At 71.0% G+C, this 19,974-nt stretch carries 20 protein-coding genes; 13 read left to right on the top strand and 7 right to left on the bottom strand.

The window, feature by feature from the left end:
• From ACFVDM_RS29280 to ACFVDM_RS29265, 4 genes are read left to right on the top strand one after another with little or no spacing between them, the layout of a single operon-like run.
• Positions 1 to 828, top strand: a complete 828-nt coding sequence (locus ACFVDM_RS29280) for a helix-turn-helix transcriptional regulator (RefSeq protein WP_383646796.1) — start codon at positions 1 to 3, stop codon at positions 826 to 828.
• Positions 825 to 1,031 carry a DUF397 domain-containing protein gene (locus ACFVDM_RS29275; protein ID WP_383646793.1) on the top strand — a complete coding sequence of 69 codons (207 nt, stop codon included), beginning with the start codon at positions 825 to 827 and terminating at the stop codon, positions 1,029 to 1,031. The genes ACFVDM_RS29280 and ACFVDM_RS29275 overlap by 4 nt, the downstream gene beginning before the upstream one ends.
• A gap of 27 nt (positions 1,032 to 1,058) precedes the next feature.
• Positions 1,059 to 1,265 (top strand): DUF397 domain-containing protein, encoded by a 207-nt coding sequence (locus tag ACFVDM_RS29270; RefSeq protein ID WP_383646789.1) that lies wholly within the window; start codon positions 1,059 to 1,061, stop codon positions 1,263 to 1,265.
• 27 nt (positions 1,266 to 1,292) lie between these two features.
• The gene (locus tag ACFVDM_RS29265; protein WP_383646784.1) at positions 1,293 to 1,499 is read left to right on the top strand and encodes a DUF397 domain-containing protein; all 207 of its coding nucleotides are present in this window, start codon (positions 1,293 to 1,295) and stop codon (positions 1,497 to 1,499) included.
• A 100-nt stretch (positions 1,500 to 1,599) separates the two neighbouring features.
• Here the strand turns inward: ACFVDM_RS29265 and ACFVDM_RS29260 are convergent, their stop codons facing one another.
• From ACFVDM_RS29260 to ACFVDM_RS29250, 3 genes are all read right to left on the bottom strand, one after another.
• Complete coding sequence (locus tag ACFVDM_RS29260) at positions 1,600 to 2,043, bottom strand: DoxX family protein (protein ID WP_383646781.1); 444 nt, start codon at positions 2,041 to 2,043, stop codon at positions 1,600 to 1,602.
• Between the two features lie 16 nt (positions 2,044 to 2,059).
• Positions 2,060 to 3,841: a discoidin domain-containing protein gene (locus ACFVDM_RS29255; protein ID WP_383646777.1), complete on the bottom strand. Its 1,782-nt coding sequence runs from the start codon at positions 3,839 to 3,841 to the stop codon at positions 2,060 to 2,062.
• 111 nt (positions 3,842 to 3,952) lie between these two features.
• Entirely contained in the window at positions 3,953 to 5,062 is a 1,110-nt protein-coding gene (locus tag ACFVDM_RS29250) for a DUF1996 domain-containing protein (protein ID WP_383646774.1), read from the bottom strand.
• Positions 5,063 to 5,345: 283 nt separating this feature from the next.
• Here ACFVDM_RS29250 and ACFVDM_RS29245 point away from each other — a divergent pair, with 283 nt between their 5' ends.
• Positions 5,346 to 5,693: a VOC family protein gene (locus ACFVDM_RS29245; protein WP_383646770.1), complete on the top strand. Its 348-nt coding sequence runs from the start codon at positions 5,346 to 5,348 to the stop codon at positions 5,691 to 5,693.
• Positions 5,694 to 6,026: 333 nt separating this feature from the next.
• Positions 6,027 to 6,638 (top strand): RICIN domain-containing protein, encoded by a 612-nt coding sequence (locus ACFVDM_RS29240; RefSeq protein ID WP_383646767.1) that lies wholly within the window; start codon positions 6,027 to 6,029, stop codon positions 6,636 to 6,638.
• 91 nt (positions 6,639 to 6,729) lie between these two features.
• On the opposite strand, the gene ACFVDM_RS29235 is transcribed toward ACFVDM_RS29240, so the two are convergent.
• From ACFVDM_RS29235 to ACFVDM_RS29225, 3 genes are all read right to left on the bottom strand, one after another.
• Positions 6,730 to 7,485, bottom strand: a complete 756-nt coding sequence (locus tag ACFVDM_RS29235; protein ID WP_383646764.1) for a hypothetical protein — start codon at positions 7,483 to 7,485, stop codon at positions 6,730 to 6,732.
• A gap of 118 nt (positions 7,486 to 7,603) precedes the next feature.
• The gene (locus ACFVDM_RS29230) at positions 7,604 to 9,259 is read right to left on the bottom strand and encodes a penicillin-binding transpeptidase domain-containing protein (protein ID WP_383646762.1); all 1,656 of its coding nucleotides are present in this window, start codon (positions 9,257 to 9,259) and stop codon (positions 7,604 to 7,606) included.
• A 132-nt stretch (positions 9,260 to 9,391) separates the two neighbouring features.
• Complete coding sequence (locus ACFVDM_RS29225; protein WP_383646759.1) at positions 9,392 to 11,170, bottom strand: dolichyl-phosphate-mannose--protein mannosyltransferase; 1,779 nt, start codon at positions 11,168 to 11,170, stop codon at positions 9,392 to 9,394.
• A gap of 53 nt (positions 11,171 to 11,223) precedes the next feature.
• Between ACFVDM_RS29225 and rsmI the strand changes: the two genes are divergently transcribed.
• From rsmI to ACFVDM_RS29200, 5 genes are all read left to right on the top strand, one after another.
• On the top strand, positions 11,224 to 12,120 hold the full coding sequence (gene rsmI, locus ACFVDM_RS29220; protein ID WP_383646756.1) for a 16S rRNA (cytidine(1402)-2'-O)-methyltransferase: 897 nt from the start codon (positions 11,224 to 11,226) through the stop codon (positions 12,118 to 12,120).
• Between the two features lie 159 nt (positions 12,121 to 12,279).
• Entirely contained in the window at positions 12,280 to 12,660 is a 381-nt protein-coding gene (locus tag ACFVDM_RS29215) for a hypothetical protein (RefSeq protein ID WP_383646753.1), read from the top strand.
• Positions 12,661 to 12,714: 54 nt separating this feature from the next.
• Positions 12,715 to 13,581, top strand: coding sequence for a TatD family hydrolase (locus ACFVDM_RS29210; RefSeq protein WP_383646750.1), 867 nt, complete (start codon positions 12,715 to 12,717; stop codon positions 13,579 to 13,581).
• A 45-nt stretch (positions 13,582 to 13,626) separates the two neighbouring features.
• A complete protein-coding gene (gene rsmA, locus ACFVDM_RS29205; RefSeq protein WP_383646747.1) occupies positions 13,627 to 14,532 on the top strand; it encodes a 16S rRNA (adenine(1518)-N(6)/adenine(1519)-N(6))-dimethyltransferase RsmA in 906 nt (301 codons plus the stop codon).
• Positions 14,529 to 15,428: a 4-(cytidine 5'-diphospho)-2-C-methyl-D-erythritol kinase gene (locus tag ACFVDM_RS29200; protein WP_383646744.1), complete on the top strand. Its 900-nt coding sequence runs from the start codon at positions 14,529 to 14,531 to the stop codon at positions 15,426 to 15,428. Before rsmA ends, ACFVDM_RS29200 begins: the two co-directional genes overlap by 4 nt.
• A gap of 23 nt (positions 15,429 to 15,451) precedes the next feature.
• On the opposite strand, the gene ACFVDM_RS29195 is transcribed toward ACFVDM_RS29200, so the two are convergent.
• The gene (locus tag ACFVDM_RS29195; RefSeq protein WP_383646741.1) at positions 15,452 to 16,105 is read right to left on the bottom strand and encodes a lipoprotein; all 654 of its coding nucleotides are present in this window, start codon (positions 16,103 to 16,105) and stop codon (positions 15,452 to 15,454) included.
• 153 nt (positions 16,106 to 16,258) lie between these two features.
• On the opposite strand from ACFVDM_RS29195, the gene ACFVDM_RS29190 reads away from it, so the two are divergent.
• Together ACFVDM_RS29190 and ACFVDM_RS29185 are read left to right on the top strand one after the other, a co-directional pair.
• Entirely contained in the window at positions 16,259 to 18,070 is a 1,812-nt protein-coding gene (locus ACFVDM_RS29190) for an ABC-F family ATP-binding cassette domain-containing protein (protein WP_383646738.1), read from the top strand.
• Positions 18,071 to 18,208: 138 nt separating this feature from the next.
• Positions 18,209 to 19,969: a PQQ-binding-like beta-propeller repeat protein gene (locus tag ACFVDM_RS29185; RefSeq protein WP_383646735.1), complete on the top strand. Its 1,761-nt coding sequence runs from the start codon at positions 18,209 to 18,211 to the stop codon at positions 19,967 to 19,969.
• The last annotated feature ends 5 nt before the right edge of the window (positions 19,970 to 19,974 follow it).

Below are 19,974 nucleotides of genomic sequence, written 5' to 3'. Positions count from 1 at the left end.
TTGAACCGTAAGGAACTGAGTCCAGAGAGTTCCCCAGTCGCAGCGTTCGGAGAGCGTCTTCGCAGGTTGCGAGACGAACGCGGCTGGACGCAGGACGAGCTGGGTGAGCGCATGGGATACTCGGGCACCCACGTATCAGCTGTGGAAACTGGTCGAAGGTCTCCAACTCCGCGCTTCTCGAACAGGGCTGACAGGGCATTCGGAACCGGCGACCAGTTCGAGCGCCAGGGTCGGGCGGCACGTGACACTGCCCTCCTGGAAGGGTTCCCGGAGTACGTGGGGCACGAGGGGAAGGCCGCCGAGATCCGCCTCTACGAGGTGGGCGTCATGCCGGGCCTGCTCCAGACGCCGGAGTACGCGACGGCCCTGGCGGAGAGCGCGGTCAGAAGGGGTGTCATTACGCCCGACCAGGCGCTTCAACGCGTGGAGCTCGTCGCGGAGCGACAGGATTCCTTGCTGCGGCCCAACCCTCCGCTCGTCCTGGTGGTGCTGGACGAAAGCTGTGTCCGGCGTCCCATCGGCGATTCCGCCGTCATGGAAGCCCAGTTGGCTCGGCTACTGGAGTTCGCGGAGCTGCCGACCACGGTGTTCCAGATCGCCCCGTTCTCCATGGGCGACCGCCGTCCGTTCGACCTGCCCCTCTACATACTGACGATGCCCGACCGCTCGTTGATGTCCTACGCGGAGTCCGCCCATCAGGGGCACCTGGAGCGGGAAAGCAGCTTCGTGCTGCCGCTGCTGACGGCCTACCATCAGCTACAGGCCGAATCGCTCTCCCAGGCGGCGTCCGTGGCCATGATCGAGCAGTTACGAAAGGGCACTCCGTGACGACCGAATCCCCCCGCTGGTACACGTCCTCCTACAGCAACAACGGCGGCGCTTGCGTCCAGGTCGCCACCAACCTCGCCGCCACCGGCACAGTTCCGGTCCGCGATTCCAAGAATCCGACCGGTCCCGTCCTCGCGCTCACTCCCGCCGCGTTCACCGCGTTCGTGACGGACATCAAGCACGGCGGCTTCCCGACCGCCTGAGGCCGAGCAGAGACGAGAGGGTATCCCGTGACCACTGAATCCCCCCGCTGGTACACGTCCTCGTACAGCGACAACGGCGGCGCTTGCGTCCAGGTCGCCATCAATCTCGCCGCCACCGGCACTGTTCCTGTCCGTGATTCGAAGAATCCGACGGGTCCCACCCTCGCGCTCACCCCTGCCGCCTACAGCGTGTTCGTGATGGACATCAAGCTTGGCGGTTTCCTGACCGCCTGAGGCTCAGCAGACGCGAAAGGGCACACCGTGACGACCGAATCCCCTCGTTGGCTCACTTCCTCGTACAGTCAGAACGGCGGCCAGTGCGTCCAGGTCGCCACCAACCTCGCCCCCACCGGCACCGTCCCCGTCCGTGACTCCAAGAACCTCACGGGCCCCGCTCTCGCCCTCACCCCCGCCGCGTTCACCGCGTTCGTGACGGACATCAAGCGCGGCGGCTTCGAGACCGCCTGAGCGGGACGGGGGAGGGGAGCGCGCTCTTCCCGGGTACGTACGCCGAACGCCGAACGGCCCCCGGGACACCCCAGGGGCCGTTCGCGGCGTAGCCGTTCCCTCAAACGGGGACGCCGAGGTGGTGTTCCTCCTTCTGCTGGGACGCGGGCTGGGCGTCGGTGGCGAACAGGCGGTCCGCCGCCAGGGCACCCGGGCCGGTGACGGTGAGCAGGAGGAGGGTCCAGCAGAAGAGGGCGGCGGGTTCTCCGCCGTTCTCGATGGGGAGCAGGCCCGTCCGCTGGTGGACGTCGAAGTACGCGAAGGCCATGGAGCCGGAGCCGATGAGGGCCGCCGTCCGGGTGCCGAGGCCGATCAGGACCAGGGTGCCGCCGGCCAGCTGGATGACGGCCGCGTACCAGCCCGGCCAGGTGCCCGCCGGGAGTTCCGGTCTGCCGAGGACGCCGAAGAGCGAGGCGACGCCGTGGCAGGCGAAGAGCAGTCCGACGACGATCCGGAACAGACCGAGGACGTAGGGGCGGGCCCGGTCGAGGTGCGTGACCCTCATGTGCGGACGCCTCCCGTCAGCTGTAGATCCCGAACTCGTAGAGCGAGTAGCCCCAGCCGGTGCCGCGGGCGGTGGCGTTGATCCGTACGTAGCGGCCGGTGCCGTTGACGTCGAAGTCGTCGATGTCGCCGTCGCCGTCCGTCACGGACTTCACCGTCGTCCAGTTCTGGCCGTCCTCGGACGTCTGGATGTCGTACGCCTTGCCGTACGCCGGGTCCCAGGAGAGCTGGACGTGCTTGAAGGTGGTGGAGGTGCCCAGATCGACCTGGAGCCACTGCGGATCGCTCCAGTCGCTGGCCCAGCGGGTGTCGTTCTTGCCGTCCACGGCGCTGGATGCGGCGCAGGGGCAGCCGCCCGTCGGGTCGGTCTGGAAGGAGGAGGCGGTGGCCGTCTTGCCCAGCGCGACGTTCGTGCCCTCCACCTTCGGCGGGACGACCTTCAGGGACGTGGTCTCGATGCCGGCGTTGCCGTGGCCGTCGGTGGCCTTCACGTAGACCTTGTAGACACCGGTCTTGGACGGGGCCTTCGCGGTGAGGGAGCCGTCGCCGTTGACCGTGGTCTCCGCCGGGACCAGGGCCTTGTTCTGGTCGATGTAGTTGCTGCTGAACAGGACCTGGTAGGTGAGCGCGTCACCGTCCGGGTCGCTGGTGGGGGCGGTGATGTGGACCTGGCCGCCGGTCGGTACGCCGCTCGTGGCGTCGTCGACCGTCATGCCGCTGATCACCGGCGGGGTGTTGTCACCGGAGGTGTCGGCGCCGTACGCCTTCTTCACCGCGTAGTACGAGAGGCGCTTCTCGCCGCCGGGCAGCAGGTTGAACCACACACCGCCGAAGTCGTTCTCGGTGCCGTAGTGGAACATCGTGGCGCCGAGCGCCACCCCGGTGTGCCCGGTCACGCAGCCCCACGCCTTGGTGTAGCCCTCGGCCTTGGCGACGTCGGTGGGTTCGGTGGGAACGCCGTTGGCATCGTCGTCGACCTCCCACTCACCGGCCGGACCCGTCTCGGTGACGATGTACGGCTTGTCGTAACCGCCTTGCTCCCAGTCGGATTTGACGTCGCACACCGCGTTGTAGGCGTTGACGGCGTACAGATCGAGGTCGGGGGTGTTCTTCTTGTAGTACGGCCAGGCCCCGGTCCAGGCGTCCGTGGAGGTGACCGGGTGGTTGGGGTCGACCTGGTGGATCTTCTTGGCGATCTCGTTGACGAAGGAGGTGTACGCGTTGCGCTGGGCCTCCAGTTCGTCGCCGCCGTAGCAGTTCTGGAGGCCGAGCGTGGACTCGTTGCCGACGTTCCACATGAGCACGCCCGGGTTGTCCTTGTAGGTGTCGACCCACTTGGGGAACTCGGCGAGCATGTCGTTCTTGTACTGCGTGTCCGTGAGGTAGTTGACGCAGCCACCGCTGCCGGGGCCGCCGCCGGGCTGGAGCCAGAAGCCTGCGATGACCTTGACGCCGTTGGCCGCCGCCGTGTCGAAGAGCGGCTTGCTGGTGGCGTCGGTGCCCCAGGTGCGGATGGTGTTGACGCCCATGGACTTCAGATCGGGCAGGTACTTCTCGGCGTCGGAGACCGAGGGGCCCCAGGTGAGGCCCTTGACCGTATACGGCGAACCGTCCACGGTCAGCTGCCAGTCGCCCTGCGATCCGGTGACCTTGACGACGCTTCCCGCGGCCTGGGCCGCCGGGGCCTGGACGGCGAGCAGTCCGCCGCCGAGCAGCGCGGCCGCCGCGAGCGGGGTCACCAGGCGCCTGGTCCTGCGGGCAGTTTCGCGCGTGGCCCTGTGTGTGGGGGGATGGTGCATGCGAGTGCTCCTTGCGGGTGGTGAGGGTGCGACGGAAGCGATCTTGGAGAGCGCTCTCCAAGATCGGCCGAAAAAAGGCCCCGCCTCCGTCCGGTTGTGGGGGTGTGGGGACTACGGGAGCTGGTAGTTCCCGTCGAGGACCGCGCCCTTGTCGGGGTGGTTCTCGTCGTAGCCGTGCGGGTCGCACTGGAGGCCGCCCTTGACGCAGTGGGTGACCATCGCGTCCAGCGTGCGGGCGTCCCAGCCGTTCATGAAGTCGTAGTGGAACGAGAAGCCGCGTCCGCTCGCGAGCTTCACCTGCGACATGTCACCGTTGACCGGCCAGGCCATCTTGAACTCGATCATCGGCAGCGCCACCGGGTGATCGGCCGGGCAGGAGTTGTAGTTGTTGCCCGAGGCCACCGGGTAGGCCATGTGGCTCTTGTGGTCCGGGGTGTCCAGATGGATGCCGTCCCAGCAACTGGGGGCCTGGAGGCGGAGGTTGAGCTGGACCTCGCGGCGGTCCGGGCAGGCCGCCGGGAAGTCGTAGTTCTTGAAGCTCTCGGCGCACTCCCAGCCCTCGACCGTGCCCTTGAGGTTCTTGAACTCCTCCTGGGTCTGCATCGGGGAGCCGACGACGTAGCGCAGGCCCTTGGGGAAGGGGCGGACGCTCCGGTAGTCGGTGACACCCGACTTGTAGTAGATCGTCTGGACGCCGTCCGGGAGCACCTTGGTGTCCCCGTTGAACAGGCTCGGCATCCAGTACCCCGACTTGTCACCGGGGGCCAGGCACGTGGTGTCGCCGTTCTGGAGCGAGTCGGCGGTCGTGTACGCGTCCGTCGTGGTGTTGCCCATGAACGTGTGGTCATGGGACTTGCCCGGCTGGCCCGGATAGACGATCGGGTCGTCCGGAGCGGTGTGCGTCGGCGCGCACTTGGCCTGGAACTCGTGGAAGTACGCCTGCGGCGGCACCTCCATCGACGGGGTGACCCCGGTGACCGGCGGGTCGGCCATGATGTAGCCGTCCCCGTCCGGATCGTCCGCCGAGGCCTGCGTGGAGTCCGCCATCCCGGGCATCCCCGGCATGGAGTACGCGGCGTGCTGCGCGTGCGTGCCCGCCGCCTGTGCGGGGCTTTCGGTGGAAGCGTTCGCCGTCGCCGTGATCCCGGCGATCCCCGCCGTGGTCAGCGTCAGCGAAGTGAACAAGAGCAGTCCGGTGAGGGTTCTCGACCTCCGTGGCATGGAGACCTCCTCCTGCGTTCGTGGGGGATTGCATGGAGTTGGGAGAGCGCTCTCCCACTCGGGAGTGTTCCGCTCCTGACAAGAGCGTGTCAATAGTTGGTGAACGGGTCCCTCGGCGCGCGGCGTTGGCGCGGCGGGGCGCGGGGCCGCCGCCGGACGGTCGTTCCCCGGGGCGTGACCGGCCCTCCCGGCGAGGGTGAGCACCGGAAACGGCCTCGGTGACGGGCGCGGTGTAGTACCCCTGGAAGGGCCAGGCAGGTTCGTTCTCGTCCGGGAGTCGTCGATGGCCGTTCGCCGCGTTGTACCCAACATCCGCACGGAGGCCGCGCAGGAGAGCCGGGAGTTCTACGGCCTGCTGGGCTTCGAGGAGGTCATGAACCACGGCTGGATCATGACGCTCGCCTCCCCGGCCGGCCCGGCGGCGCAGATCAGCGTCATGCACAGCGACAGGACCGCGCCCGTCGTCCCCGACATGAGCATCGAGGTCGACGACGTGGACGCCGCCTACGAGGTCCTGCGGGAGAGCGGCGCGGAGATCGTCCATGCGCTGCGGGACGAGGAGTGGGGCGTACGGCGGTTCTTCGTCCGCGACCCCTCGGGGCGGGTGGTCAATGTCCTGGGGCATCGCTGACGGCGGTGGTGGTGGCGGTGGCGGTGGCGGTGGCTCGGTGGAGGTGGGGGCCGCCTCCGTCGGCGGTGGCGGGTGCCGGGCGGGGAACCGGTGACCCATCGACCCACGGAACCGGGCCGCCAGGACCGGGGTTCGGTCGTGGTCCGCGAGTTCACGGGGCCGGGGGACGTCCCGGGGTGAGCGCGCTTGTTCGGTGGGCGAGAACCTCATGGACTATTCATTGGCCGACGCGGCATGATGATCACGGCTTTTGTGCGGCGGAAAGGCGCGGTACACAGCCGTGATGCAGGCCATAGTGCAGTACCCAGGAGGATGTGCCCAGTGAGAAGACCCGTGTCCGTCGCCCTTACCGTCGTCGGGATGATTGGGCTGTTTGCTGCCGCGCCAGGCGCGTCGGCGTCAGAGTTGGCCGCCGACCCGGTCCGCCCGTCCGTGGAGGTGACGGCCGAGGCGCCCACGAAGCATGCCTCCGAGGTGCCGGTATCCGGCCTGCCGGGGGAAACGGGCGCGAACGCGTCCGGAGACAACATCTTCAAGGGGGAGAAGAGCTTCGTTCAGTACTACGCCTGGGAGTGCCTGGACGACAGCAACGCCAACGGGCTCCGGCTGCACACGTGCAGCCAGGCGAGCTTCGACGCCAGATACCAGAAGTTCTACTGGACCAGCACGGGTGACTACTTCAAGTTCCAGAATGCCTATACGGGACTCTGCCTCGACGGCAGCGCCAACTACGGTGTGCGCACGCACGGATGCAGTGACGCGAGCTACAACAACGGCTACCAGAAGTGGCGGATGTACGCCTCCGACCCGACCGAAAACTGGGTCAGCTGGAAGAACGTGGCCACCGGTGAGTGCATGGACTACAGCCTCAACTACGGCCTGCGTCTCCACACCTGTAGCACCGCGAGCTTCTCCAACGGCTATCAGACGTGGAGCCGCTACTGATTTTCTGGACCGCCCGGGTGGCTTCCCCTTCCGCGAACCACCGGCTGTCCTGCCGCACCGCGCCCTTCACGAACCCGGTCTGACGGCCCGATCAGCCCGGGACGTGCCCCGTCAGCCGGTGCCAGCGGGCGCGGGCGGCGTCGAGTTCCTGGCGGGCCCGGGGGATGCCGGGGTCGTGCTGCTGGTGGAGGGTCAGGTCGTGGAGCCGGCGGCTCGCCTCGGCCTGGCCGGTGGTGTCCTCGCGGACGCGGCGCAGCTCGGCGCGGGCCTCGCGCAGAAGGCGGGGGCGGTCGGCCCGGAACTCCTTCGCGGCGGCGGTGGTGTTGTGGACGGCGAGGACGAACCTGCGGACGTGCTCCTCGTCGAACTGCCCGGCCGGGTACGTGATGAGGTGCCGGCGCCCGCCAGGGGCGGTCACATAGACGTGGCCGCCGTGGTGGGTGTGCTCGGAGCGGACGGAGGTCTCGTGCAGGGGCAGCTCTCCCGACCAGTCCTCGGTGCTCAGGACGAGCACGAACTCGTAGAGGCTCAGGTCGCCCAGCTCCTCCCGGTAGCCGCCGCGCCCGGGATCGTTCAGCTGGGCCAGGTCCTCCTCCGCCCTGCGCACCCGGCGCCGGTGCGTGGTGGCGGCCCGCTGGTTGGCGTCATGGGCGGCGGCCAGTTCCCGGGCGGCGCTGCGCTCCAGTCCGCGCAGGGTGGTCCGGGCGGCGTCCAGGTCGCGGCGCGCGGCGGCGTGCTCGCTCCCGAACGCGAACCGCCCGCCTCCCGGATAGCGGTGCAACTGCCGCAGGACCAGGCCCGCGACGGTCCCGAGCACCACGAGCAGCACGATCAGGACGGCGCCCATCTCTCCCCTCCTCCGCAAGGCCGTTGACGTCGTGGGGCCGGTCCGCGCGCGGCCCCGCCCCGGTCGACTATCGGGAAACGGGGCCGCGTTCGTCAATCGGATACGGGACGGGCCCGCCTCACGGCCCCGCCCGCAGCACCTCCGCGACGACAGGGCCCGCCGCCGTGCCGCCGTGGCCGCCGGACTGGACGAGGGCGGCGGCGGCGAGGTCGTTGGAGAAGCCGGTGAACCAGCTGTCGGAGGTGGCCTTGCCGTCGACCTCGGCGGAACCGGTCTTGCCGCCCTTGTAGCTGCCGACGCCGGCCATCGCCTGGGTGGCCGTGCCCTCGCCGCTGGTGGCGGTGTAGTTCATCATCTCCTTGAGCTGGGCCGAGACGCCGCCGGGCAGCGGGGACGCGGTGGCGAAGGTCCGGTTGTCCAGGGAGCGAGGGACGATGTACGGCTGGAGGAACTGGCCGTGCACGGCGGTGGGGGTGACGGACGCCATGTTCAGCGGATTCATCTTGATCTTGCCCTGGCCGATGAACGAGGCGGCGGTCTCCGCGCCCTCGGACGGCGGGACCGATCCGTCCTTCGTGCTGATACCGGCCTTCCACTCCTGGCCGATGCCGAAGTAGCGCGAGGCCTCGTCGCCGAGGGCGGTGTCCCGGGTGCCCTCGCCGAGCGGCAGCACGGGCTTGATGAAGGCCGTGTTGCAGGACCGGGCGAAGGCCCGCTTCAGCGTGGGGTTGTCGGTCATCGAGAAGTCGTTCAGGTTGTGGAAGACCCGGCCCTCCCAGGGCACCGTGGCCGGGCACTTGACGGGCCCGTTCGCGGTGCCCAGACCGTGCTGGATGATCATCGCGGCGGTGACGATCTTCATCGTGGAACCGGGTGCCAGCTGGGCCCACCGCGCCGCGTCGAAGCCGTCCGCCCGGTTGTTGGCGATGGCCCGGATCGCCCCGCTCGACGGTTCGACGGCGGCCACCGAGGATTCGGGGTACTTCTTCACCGCGCGCTCGGCCGCCGCCTGGATCCCCGCGTCCAGCGTGGTCGGCACCCGGCCGGGCTTGCCCTTGACCAGGGTCAGCAGTGTCCTGTCCGCCCCGTCGGCGGTCGCGCTGTTGATCCACGTCTCGATGCCCGTGGTGCCGCCGGCCTTCGTGCCGTACTTCTTGCGCAGCTCGTCCAGGATGACGCCCAGCGAGGGGTACTTCTCCTTGGTGAGCACCTTGCCGTTGCGGTCGACCGCCTCGATCGAGGCGGTCTTCGACTCGCCCGTCTCCAGCGACTCGCCCTTCTTCAGGTCCGGGTGGATCACCGAGGGCTCCCAGTCGACGAGCGGCTTCCCGGTGGTCAGCCCGCGGACCACGGTCAGCTCGGAGGCGTACGACCAGGCCTTCGTCGTGCCCTTGTAGGAGACCGTCGCCTTCACCGTGTACGGCACCTTCGAACCGGTCGCCGCGCCCGCGGTGATCACCGCCTCGGTGACATGGGCGGACTCGCTGTACCCGGTCAGCGCCGGACCCGCCTCGCCCTCGTTGTTGGTGAGCTGGGCCGCCGTCGTCGCGTCCCCGCTCGCCCACGCGGCCAGGAACTCCTTCGACGTATCGGCTATCTCGTCCTTCGTGACCGGCCCGGTCCGCACCTCGGCCGTCGTGGTCTTGGCGTCCGAGCCGCCCCCGACCCCGCTGTCCCCCAGCCCGTCCAGGATGTTGTACGCCCCGTAGCCCACCCCGCCGACCACGACCGCGAACACCCCGCCGACGACGGCCACCTTCGCCCCGCTGCGCATTGCTGCGTCCCCCTCCCCAGGAGGCCCCCTTGAACATGTTCAAGGGGGCTTTTGCGGGAACCCTACGGGACGGCGGTGAAGGGGGAGATGGTTGTTATAGGAACGCGATCCGATACGGCGTGAACGGACGGCTCAGATCCAGGTATCCAGCCACATCCGGTCCCGCCAGGAATCCTCCGGAATCGGTGTTCCGGTGTACAGCGGCCAGAAGTAGATGAAATTCCAGATGATCAGCAGGACCAGGACGCCCGCCGCCGCGGCGCCCACCGTCCGGCGGCGTTCGCCGGTGGGGTCGCTTTTCGTCAGGCCCAGTTCATGGGCGGTGCCGGTATGCGCCGCGGGCCCCAGCATCGCGCCGATCATCATGGAGACGGCGAGACAGAGGAAGGGCACGAAGACGACCGCGTAGAAGAGGAAGATGGTGCGCTCCTGGTAGAGGAACCAGGGGAGCCAGCCCGCCGCCACGCCGCAGGCGATGGCACCGGCGCGCCAGTCGCGGCGGAAGAACCAGCGCCACAGGACGTAGACCAGGGCGAAGCACGCGGCCCACCACAGCAGCGGAGTGCCGAGGGCCAGGACCTCGCGGGCGCATTTGCCGGTGGCGGACTGCGTGCAGCCGTTCTCCTCCTCGTAGAAGTAGGAGACGGGGCGGCCCAGGACGATCCAGCTCCAGGGGTTGGACTGGTAGGTGTGGCCGGAGGTCAGGTTCACATGGAACTCGTAGACCTGGTTCTCGTAGTGCCACAGGCTGCGCAGCCAGTCCGGCAGCCAGGTCCAGGAGCCGCCCTTGCCGTCGGTCGCCGCCCAGTCCCGGTAGTAGCCGTGGTGCTTCGGGTCGTTGCGGACGATCCAGCCGGTCCAGGTGGCGAGGTACGTGACCACCGCGACGGGCACGACGGAGACGAAGGCCGGCAGCAGATCCCGCTTCAGCACCGCGAAGTACGGCCGCATCGCCCCCGCCGTCCGCCGCGCGCCCACGTCCCACAGAACCGTCATCAGGCCGAACGCGACCATGACGTACAGCCCGTTCCACTTCGTCGCGGCGGCCAGGCCCAGACAGACCCCGGCCGCGATCCGCCACGGGCGCAGGCCCAGCCTGAGGTTCTCCGCGACGTCGACGTCCGGCCGCAGCACCCCGTCCTCGGTCTCCGGCAGCGCCGCCGCGAGCCGGCTCCTGGACCGGTCGCGGTCGATGAGCAGACAGCCGAACGCGGCCAGCACGAAGAACATCAGCACCAGGTCGAGCAGCGCCGTGCGGCTCATCACGAAGTGCAGACCGTCCACCGCGAGCAGCGCGCCCGCCAGACAGCCCAGGAACGTCGAACGGAAGAGCCGGCGGCCGATACGGCAGAGCATCAGCACCGACAGGGTGCCGAGCACGGCCACCATGAACCGCCAGCCGAACGGCGTGAAACCGAACAGCTGCTCACCGATCCCGATGATCCACTTGCCCATCGGCGGATGGACCACATAGCCGGGATCCGTCGGGACCGGAACCTGGGACGGATCGTTGAGGATCAGCTTGTCGACGTCCTTGGGCCACGCCCCCTCGTACCCCTGGTTGATCAGTGCCCAGGAGTCCTTGGCGTAGTACGTCTCGTCGAATATCACCGCGTGCGGGCTGCCCAGCTTCCAGAAGCGCAGCACCCCCGCCACCGCCGCGACCAGCAGCGGGCCGCCCCACGCCGACCAGCGCACCAGCCGGTCCGCGAGCGGCGGCGGCACCCCGAGCACCGCCCACAGCTGGCCGCCGGGCCGGGTGTACGGGGGGATCAGCCGTTCCCGCAGCCCGATTCCGGCGCGGGGCACATGGCCGAAGCGGCGCAGCCGCCGCTGCCAGGAAGTCGGCTCCGGGCCGTGCTCTTCCCCGGCGTCTTGGCCCTGCCGGGCTTCGGGCGCAGTACTCGTCACCGCGCCATCGTAGGGAACACGTCTGTGCGGACGCTGCCGCCCGTGCTGGGAGGATGGACGTTGTGACTGGATCGACTGGAACGCTGGTACTGGCAGGGACCCCCATCGGCGATGTGGCGGACGCCCCGCCCCGCCTGGCCGCCGAACTGGAGACGGCCGACGTCGTCGCCGCCGAGGACACCCGGCGGCTGCGCCGGCTGACCCAGGCCCTGGGCGTCCACACCTCGGGGCGTGTCGTCTCCTATTTCGAGGGCAACGAGTCCGCCCGCACCCCCGAACTCGTCGAGGCGCTGCTCGGCGGCGCCCGGGTGCTGCTGGTCACCGACGCGGGCATGCCCTCCGTCTCCGACCCCGGCTACCGGCTGGTCGCCGCCGCCGTCGAGCACGACATCCGGGTCACCGCCGTGCCCGGCCCGTCCGCCGTGCTCACCGCCCTCGCCCTGTCCGGGCTGCCGGTCGACCGCTTCACCTTCGAGGGCTTCCTGCCCCGCAAGGCCGGGGAGCGCCTCGGCCGGCTCCGCGAGGTCGCCGACGAGCGCCGCACCATGGTCTTCTTCGAGGCCCCGCACCGCCTCGACGACACCCTCGCCGCGATGGCCGAGGTCCTGGGCACCGGCCGGCGCGCCGCCGTGTGCCGGGAGCTGACCAAGACGTACGAGGAGGTCAAGCGCGGCCCGCTGGGCGAGCTGGCCGTCTGGGCGGCCGAGGGCGTACGCGGCGAGATCACCGTCGTCGTGGAGGGCGCCCCCGAGACCGGGCCCGAGGAGCTGGACGCCGAGGAGCTGGTGCGCAGGGTGCGGGTGCGCGAGGAGGCGGGGGAGCGGCGCAAGGAGGCGATCGCCGCCGTGGCCGCCGCCGCGGGCCTGCCCAAACGCGAGGTGTTCGACGCGGTCGTCGCGGCAAAGAACGCGGCTCGGACCGGCCCCGCGGACGGTAAAGGACTATCGTGAAAAGCAAAGTAAGAGCCGCGTACCGGCCCCTTTTGCCACGAGAAGCTCAAAACCGGTCCAACACTCGACAGGGCCCGGTGCGCTCCCGCCGGTAAAGGCGTCCACTGGATCCAGGACGCATTCCCCGGAGTGCTTGTCCGGCGGACAAGAGGAGCCAGCATGAGCGACATCGCAGCGACCACCGCGCATGAGGCCTACGCATTCGCCTGCATGCGGTGCGGATACGGCTGGGAACAGGCCTACGAGATCGAGCACCACGTCGACGCCTCGCAGCACGCGTACGTGGTCTACAAGGCGAACGGCGAGCGCGTCCCGTCCCCGCTCTCCACACCGACCTGCGCCAACTGCGGCGGACACGTCGTCCGGATCATGCGGTCCGGCCGGGTCTCCACGGTGCAGCAACTGCTCCGCAACCCCCACCGGGTCCAGGAGCCCGTACCGCCGGAGCCCGCCGCCGGGCCGGTGGCCGCCACCGCCGCGCCGACGGGCGAGCACCACTGGCACCTCTCCGACCTGCTCCATCCCTTCCAGCGCCGGTGACGTCCGTACGGTCTCGGTGAGGCCCCGGGCCGCGGTCCTCGTACGATCGTGGCCATGAGCCGTACCGAAGCCCCGCCGCTGCCCGAACCGCTCCCGGTACCGGTCGCGGACTCGCACACCCACCTGGACATGCAGGACGGCACCGTCGAGGAGGGCCTGGCCAGGGCCGCCGCGGTGAACGTGACCACAGTGATCCAGGTCGGCTGCGACGTGAAGGGATCGCGCTGGGCCGCCGAGACGGCCGCCGCGCACCCGAGCGTGTACGCGGCCGTCGCCCTGCACCCCAACGAGGCGCCCCGGATCGTCCACGGGGACCCCGACGGCTGGTCGCGGCAGGGGGCCCGCGAGGGCGGCGGCACCGCCGCCCTCCACGAGGCGCTGGCGGAGATCGACGCCCTGGCCGCGCTCCCCGACGTCCGGGGCGTCGGCGAGACCGGACTCGACCACTTCCGCACCGGCCCCGAGGGCATGGCCGCCCAGGAGGAGTCCTTCCGGGCCCATATCGAGATCGCCAAGCGCCACGGCAAGGCCCTCGTCATCCACGACCGCGAAGCGCACGCCGACGTGCTGCGCATCCTGGCCGACGCGGGCGCCCCGGAGCGCACGGTCTTCCACTGCTACTCCGGCGACGCCGAGATGGCCGAGCTGTGCGCCCAGGCCGGGTACTACATGTCCTTCGCGGGCAACGTCACCTTCAAGAACGCCCAGCCGCTGCGCGACGCGCTGGCCGTCGCGCCCACGGAACTCGTCCTGGTGGAGACCGACGCGCCCTTCCTCACCCCCGCCCCGTACCGGGGCCGCCCCAACGCGCCCTATCTGATCCCGGTCACGCTGCGTGCCATGGCCGAGGTGAAGGGCGTCGACGAGACCACCCTGGCCACCGCGATCGCGGTGAACACCGCGCGCGCCTTCGACTACTGACCGGTGGCGGGCGGCGCGCCGCCCGCCCGGCCGTAGGCTTGACGGGTGAGCACCACAGAGCCCGACGCCCTCCTGGGCCCCGCAGACATCCGCGAACTGGCCGCGACGCTGGGCGTACGCCCCACCAAGCAGCGCGGTCAGAACTTCGTCATCGACGCCAACACGGTCCGCCGGATCGTGCGCACCGCGGAGGTCCGCCCGGACGACGTGGTGGTCGAGGTCGGCCCCGGCCTCGGTTCGCTGACGCTGGCGCTCCTGGAGGCCGCCGACCGGGTCGTCGCCGTCGAGATCGACGACGTGCTCGCGGCCGCCCTGCCCGCGACCGTCGCGGCCCGGATGCCGGAGCGCGCCGACCGGTTCGCGCTCGTCCACTCCGACGCCATGCTCGTCACGGAGCTGCCCGGCCCGCCACCCACCGCGCTGGTCGCCAACCTGCCGTACAACGTCGCCGTGCCGGTCCTGCTCACCATGCTCGACCGCTTCCCGAGCATCGAGCGGACCCTGGTCATGGTGCAGGCCGAGGTCGCCGACCGGCTCGCCGCCCGCCCCGGGAACAAGGTCTACGGAGTGCCGTCGGTCAAGGCCAACTGGTACACCGACGTCAAGCGCGCCGGGTCCATCGGCCGCAAGGTCTTCTGGCCCGCGCCCAACGTCGACTCCGGGCTCGTCTCGCTGGTCCGCCGCGCCGAGCCCGTCGCCACCACCGCGAGCAAGGCCGAGGTCTTCGCCGTCGTCGACGCCGCCTTCGCCCAGCGCCGCAAGACGCTGCGCGCGGCCCTGTCCGGCTGGGCGGGCAGCGCCGCCGGGGCCGAGGCCGCCCTCGTCGCCGCCGGGATCTCGCCGCAGGCGCGCGGCGAGTCGCTGACGGTCGAGGAGTTCGCCGCCATTGCCGAGAACAAGCCCGCGGGGGACCTCCCCGCCACCCACGAATCCGCCGGGAGTGCCGAGTGAGCAACAGCGTCACCGTACGGGTACCGGCCAAGGTCAACGTCCAGCTCGCGGTCGGTGCCGCGCGCCCCGACGGCTTCCACGACCTGGCCAACGTCTTCCTCGCCGTCGGCCTCTACGACGAGGTCACCGCGACCCCCGCCGACACGCTGCGCATCACCTGTTCCGGCCCGGACGCCGCCCAGGTCCCGCTGGACACCACCAACCTCGCCGCCCGTGCCGCGATCGCCCTGGCCGAACGGCACGGCATCGCCCCCGACGTGCACCTCCACATCGCCAAGGACATCCCCGTCGCCGGCGGCATGGCGGGCGGCAGCGCCGACGGGGCCGGGGCCCTGCTGGCCTGCGACGCCCTCTGGGCCACCGGCGCCTCCCGCGAGGAACTGCTGGAGATCTGCGCAGGGCTCGGCAGCGACGTGCCGTTCAGCCTGGTCGGCGGCGCGGCCCTCGGCCTCGGCCGGGGCGAACGGCTCACGCCCGTCGCGACCGGCGGCACCTTCCACTGGGTCTTCGCGGTCGCCGACGGCGGACTGTCCACCCCGGCGGTCTACCGCGAGTTCGACCGGCTCACGGCAGGCACCGAGGTGCCCGAGCCCGTCGCCTCCGAGGCCCTGCTGGACGCGCTGCGCACCGGTGACGCGCACGCCCTCGCCGGTGCGCTGAGCAACGACCTCCAGGCCCCGGCGCTGTCCCTGCGGCCCTCGCTGGCCGCCACGCTGGAGGCGGGCACCCGGGCCGGGGCGCTGGCCGCGCTGGTCTCCGGCTCCGGGCCCACCACCGCCTTCCTCACCGAGGACGAGGCCTCCGCCCGCAAGGTCGCAGACGCGCTCACCGCCTCGGGCACCTGCCGCACGGCCCGGACGGCCCTCTCCCCGGCCCCGGGCGCGACGGTCCGCTGACACCGGGCAGCGTGCGGCCCGGCTCAGCCGAGCCGCACGCTGCCCCGGGCCAGCTCGTACGCCGGCAGCATCCCCCGGTGCTCGGTCGCGTCCAGCCCGCCCAGATGCACCACGACGGGACCGTCCGGGGTGGCCACGGCGAAGGCGCGGGCCGGGCGGGACTCGTCCATGACCTCGCTGTGGAGGGTGTAGGTCACCTCGGTCACGGCCGTCTTCCCGCTCGTCACCTCCCGGTACGCGACCTTCGACGCGTTCTCGTCGGCCTTCACGAAGCCCTCCAGCACCGAGCGCGGGGTGGCCGAGGCGCCCGCCCGGCCCTGCCAGACGCGCAGAAAGCCGATGTGGCCGGCCGGTTTGGCGTCGATCTCGCAGACCATGTGCACCGGGCCCTGGGTGGAGAGCGCGGCCAGGGGGTCGTCCGCCTCCACGGGGGCCACCGCCTTCGGCTTCCAGTGCTCCGCCAGGTCGAAGACCACCGGCAGTTCGCACCCGGACCCGGCCGCGCCGACCGCCCCGCCCGCCTTCGCCGCCGGGGCCGCCGTGGCCGTGGCCGGGGCCGTGGAGGACTTCCCCTCCGCTCCGGTGCCCCCGCCGTCGTCCGTCCCCGACGAGCAGCCCGTCAGCGCGAGCGCCGCCAGCAGCACGGGCGCCAGCCCGCGGACCGTCCGACCAGTCATGTCCGTCCCCACCCCTGTGCCTGTTCCGGGCCCGTCCGGGGCCCGGTGATCGATGCGCGCAAGGTATCCCACGGCCGGAAGGCCGCCCGTACGGAGGTGGGCGCCGGGCCGACTACGCTGAAGGCCAGAGTCTTCCTTCGAGCTGGAGCGTTCGTGGCCGTCAACCTCGTCAATGTCGAGCAGGTCAGCAAGGTGTACGGCACCCGTGCCCTGCTCGACGGTGTGTCCCTCGGTGTGTCCGAAGGGGACCGCATCGGTGTCGTCGGCCGCAACGGCGACGGCAAGACGACCCTCATCCGGATGCTCGCCCGGCTGGAGGAGGCGGACTCAGGCCGCGTCACGCACAGCGGCGGCCTGCGCCTGGGCGTGCTCACCCAGCACGACTCGCTCGACCCGCAGGCCACGATCCGCCACGAGGTCATCGGCGACCTCGCCGACCACGAGTGGGCCGGAAACGCCAAGATCCGCGATGTGCTGACCGGGCTCTTCGGCGGTCTCGGCCTGCCCGGCTTCGAACACGGCCTGGACACCGTCATCGCCCCGCTCTCCGGCGGTGAGCGCCGCCGGATCGCCCTGGCCAAGCTCCTCATCGCCGAGCAGGACCTGATCGTCCTCGACGAGCCGACCAACCACCTCGACGTCGAGGGCATCTCCTGGCTGGCCGGCCATCTGCGCGCCCGCCGCTCCGCGCTGGTCTGCGTCACCCACGACCGGTGGTTCCTCGACCAGGTCTGCACCCGCATGTGGGACGTGCAGCGCGGCGCGGTCCACGAGTACGAGGGCGGCTACAGCGACTACGTCTTCGCCCGCGCCGAACGGGAGCGGATCGCCGCGACCGAGGAGGCCAAGCGGCAGAACCTGATGCGCAAGGAGCTGGCCTGGCTGCGGCGCGGCGCCCCCGCCCGCACCTCCAAGCCCCGCTACCGCATCGAGGCCGCCAACGAGCTGATCGCCGACGTGCCGCCGCCGCGCGACACCAGCGAGCTGATGAAGTTCGCCAACGCCCGGCTCGGCAAGACCGTCTTCGACCTGGAGGACGTGACCGTCCAGGCGGGCCCCAAGACGCTGCTCACCCACCTCACGTGGCAGCTCGGCCCCGGTGACCGCATCGGGCTGGTCGGGGTCAACGGGGCGGGCAAGACCTCGCTGCTGCGGGCGCTGGCCGCGGCGGCCCGCAGCCAGGGCGACGAGCAGCCCGCCGCCGGGAAGATCGTCGTCGGCAAGACCGTGAAGCTCGCCTACCTCTCCCAGGAGGTCCACGAGCTGAACCCGGAGCTGCGGGTGCTGGAGGCCGTGCAGCAGGTGCGCGACCGCGTGGACCTCGGCAAGGGCCGGGAGATGACCGCGGGCCAGCTCTGCGAGCAGTTCGGCTTCACCAAGGAGAAGCAGTGGACCCCGGTCGGCGACCTCTCCGGCGGTGAGCGGCGCCGGCTCCAGATCCTGCGGCTGCTGATGGACGAGCCGAACGTCCTCTTCCTCGACGAGCCCACCAACGACCTCGACATCGAGACCCTGACCCAGCTGGAGGACCTGCTCGACGGCTGGCCCGGCTCCATGATCGTGATCTCCCACGACCGGTTCTTCATCGAGCGCACCACGGACCGGGTCATGGCGCTGCTCGGCGACCGGACGATGCGGATGCTGCCGCGCGGTATCGACGAGTACCTGGAGCGCAGGCAGCGGCAGGCGGAGACCGCCGCGCCCGCGGCCCCGGCGCAGGCCGCCCCGGCCGCCGCCGCCCCGGCCGTCTCGGCGCAGGCGGCCCGCGCTGCCAAGAAGGAACTCCAGAAGGTGGAGCGGCAGCTCGACAAGATCTCCACCCGTGAGGCGGCCCTGCACACGCAGATCGCCGACCACGCCACGGACTTCGAGAAGGTCGCCACCCTCGACGCCGAACTGCGCGAACTGGTCGCGGAGCGCGAGGAGCTGGAGATGCGCTGGCTCGAACTGGCCGAGGACGCCTGAGCGTTCGGTACGCCCTTCCGCCGGCGGGCGGACGCCGTCGCGCACGGTGACAGGTGTGACGGCAGTGGTTCATGGGGTGGGTGGTAGAAAGAAACCTGCCCGAACGCCGTGGTACCGATCGAACAGGGGGACGGGTCGATGAGTCAGCCGCCCGGACAGCAGCCGCCGCAGGGCGGGTTCGGAGCTCCATACGACCCGCAGCCCGGGGGCTACCCGCCCCCCGCCGGTCCGCAGCAGCCCGCAGTCCCGTACAACAGCCCCGGCCCGTACGGGAGTCCGGGACCGTACGGTCAGCAGGACCCGTACCGGCAGCCCGGCCCGTACCAGCAGCCCGGCCCCTACGGGCAGCAGCAGCCGCAGGGCTACGGCTACCCGCCCCCGCAGCAGCCCCCGACCCAGCCCGCGCAGCCGCCGGCCGCGCCCCCGGACGGCGGTCCGGGCGGCGGGCGGTTCCGCGGCCGGACCGGGGTGGTCATCGGCGCCGTGCTCGCGGTGGTGCTCCTGGCCGGCGGCGGCATCTGGCTGGCCACCGGCCCGGACGGCGACGACCCGAAGCCCGAGGCGGGCGGCCACAGTTCGGCACCGCCCGCCCCCGCGCCCACCGCCTCGCCGACCGGCGGGTCCAAGGGCGAGCCCGTGATCAGCCCCGAGGCCGAGGCCGCCGCCATCAACGCGAAGGTCACGTCCGGGGAGTCGAAGGTCCTCTGGCTCCAGAAGGGCGGCGTCGACCTGCCGCGCAACGGCTCCGACGTCTTCGGCCCGTGGATCGTCGGCGACACCGTCGTCAAGGCCATGTACCGCACGGTCTCCGCGTACGCGCTCAGCGACGGCTCGCTCAAGTGGAGCCTTCGGATGCCGACCACGGTGTGCGCGGCCCCCTCGCAGGCCACCGCCGACGGCAAGATCGTCTTCGCCATCAACGGCAGCACCGGGTCCGGCGCGTCCTGCGACAACGTCCAGATGGTCGACCTCACCACCGGCAAGGCCGGCTGGCGCAAGGCCTTCGTCCGCAAGGGGCTGTGGGACGGGCTCTCCGACGTGGCCATGTCCATCAACGGCTCCACCGTCACCGTCGGCCGCACCAGCCGCACCGACGCCTACCGGGTCAGCGACGGCAAGGTCCTGTTCGGCAAGCTCCCGGGCAACTGCCAGCCCTACGGCTTCGCCAGCGGCCCCGTCGCGATCGCCGCGACCAGCTGCCAGACCGCCGCCGACGACCACAAGGAACAGCAGGTGCAGCGGATCGACCCCGCCACCGGCAAGGTCCTGTGGACGTACAAGGTCAAGAAGGGCTGGCAGGTCGACCGGATCTACTCGGCCGATCCGCCCGTCATCTCGCTGCGCCGGCCCGAGAAATGGGCCATCGCCGTGCTCAACGCCGACGGCACCTACCGCTCCCAGCTCTCCGGCGGGCCCGGCGACTACGGCCCCAAGTGCGACGACGAGCTGATGACCCTCGGCAAGAACCTCGACAACTGCGTGGGCGTCGCCGCCGACGCGGGAACCGTCTACCTCTCCACCAAGGTCGTCCCGGCCAAGGACGAGGAGCCCCGCAACAAGGTCGTCGCCTTCGACCTGGCCACCGGCAAACCCCGCTGGACCGCCGACTCCCCGGTGGGACAGCCCCTCACGCCGCTGCGCACCGAGGGCGGGAAGCTGCTGATGTACGCCGCACCCGCCAAGGGCAAGGGCGGTGCCGTCGCCACCCTGCCGTCCACCGGCGGCACCCCGCTCCTGGTCCAGCGCCACCCCGTGTCCGGGGCGTCCATGGAGCGCGGCTTCTACGACCCCAGGGTCGTCTACGCCGGCGGCCGCACCCTCCTCATGCAGACCCGGGTCACCGGGATCCACGACGGGGACGAGATCGAGACCCGGTCCATGGTCGCCTTCGGGCCGTGACCGGG

The sequence above is a fragment of the Streptomyces sp. NPDC057682 genome, assembly GCF_042799575.1.
Lineage (GTDB): Bacteria > Actinomycetota > Actinomycetes > Streptomycetales > Streptomycetaceae > Streptomyces.
This window is presented reverse-complemented; position numbering and strand designations above follow the sequence as displayed.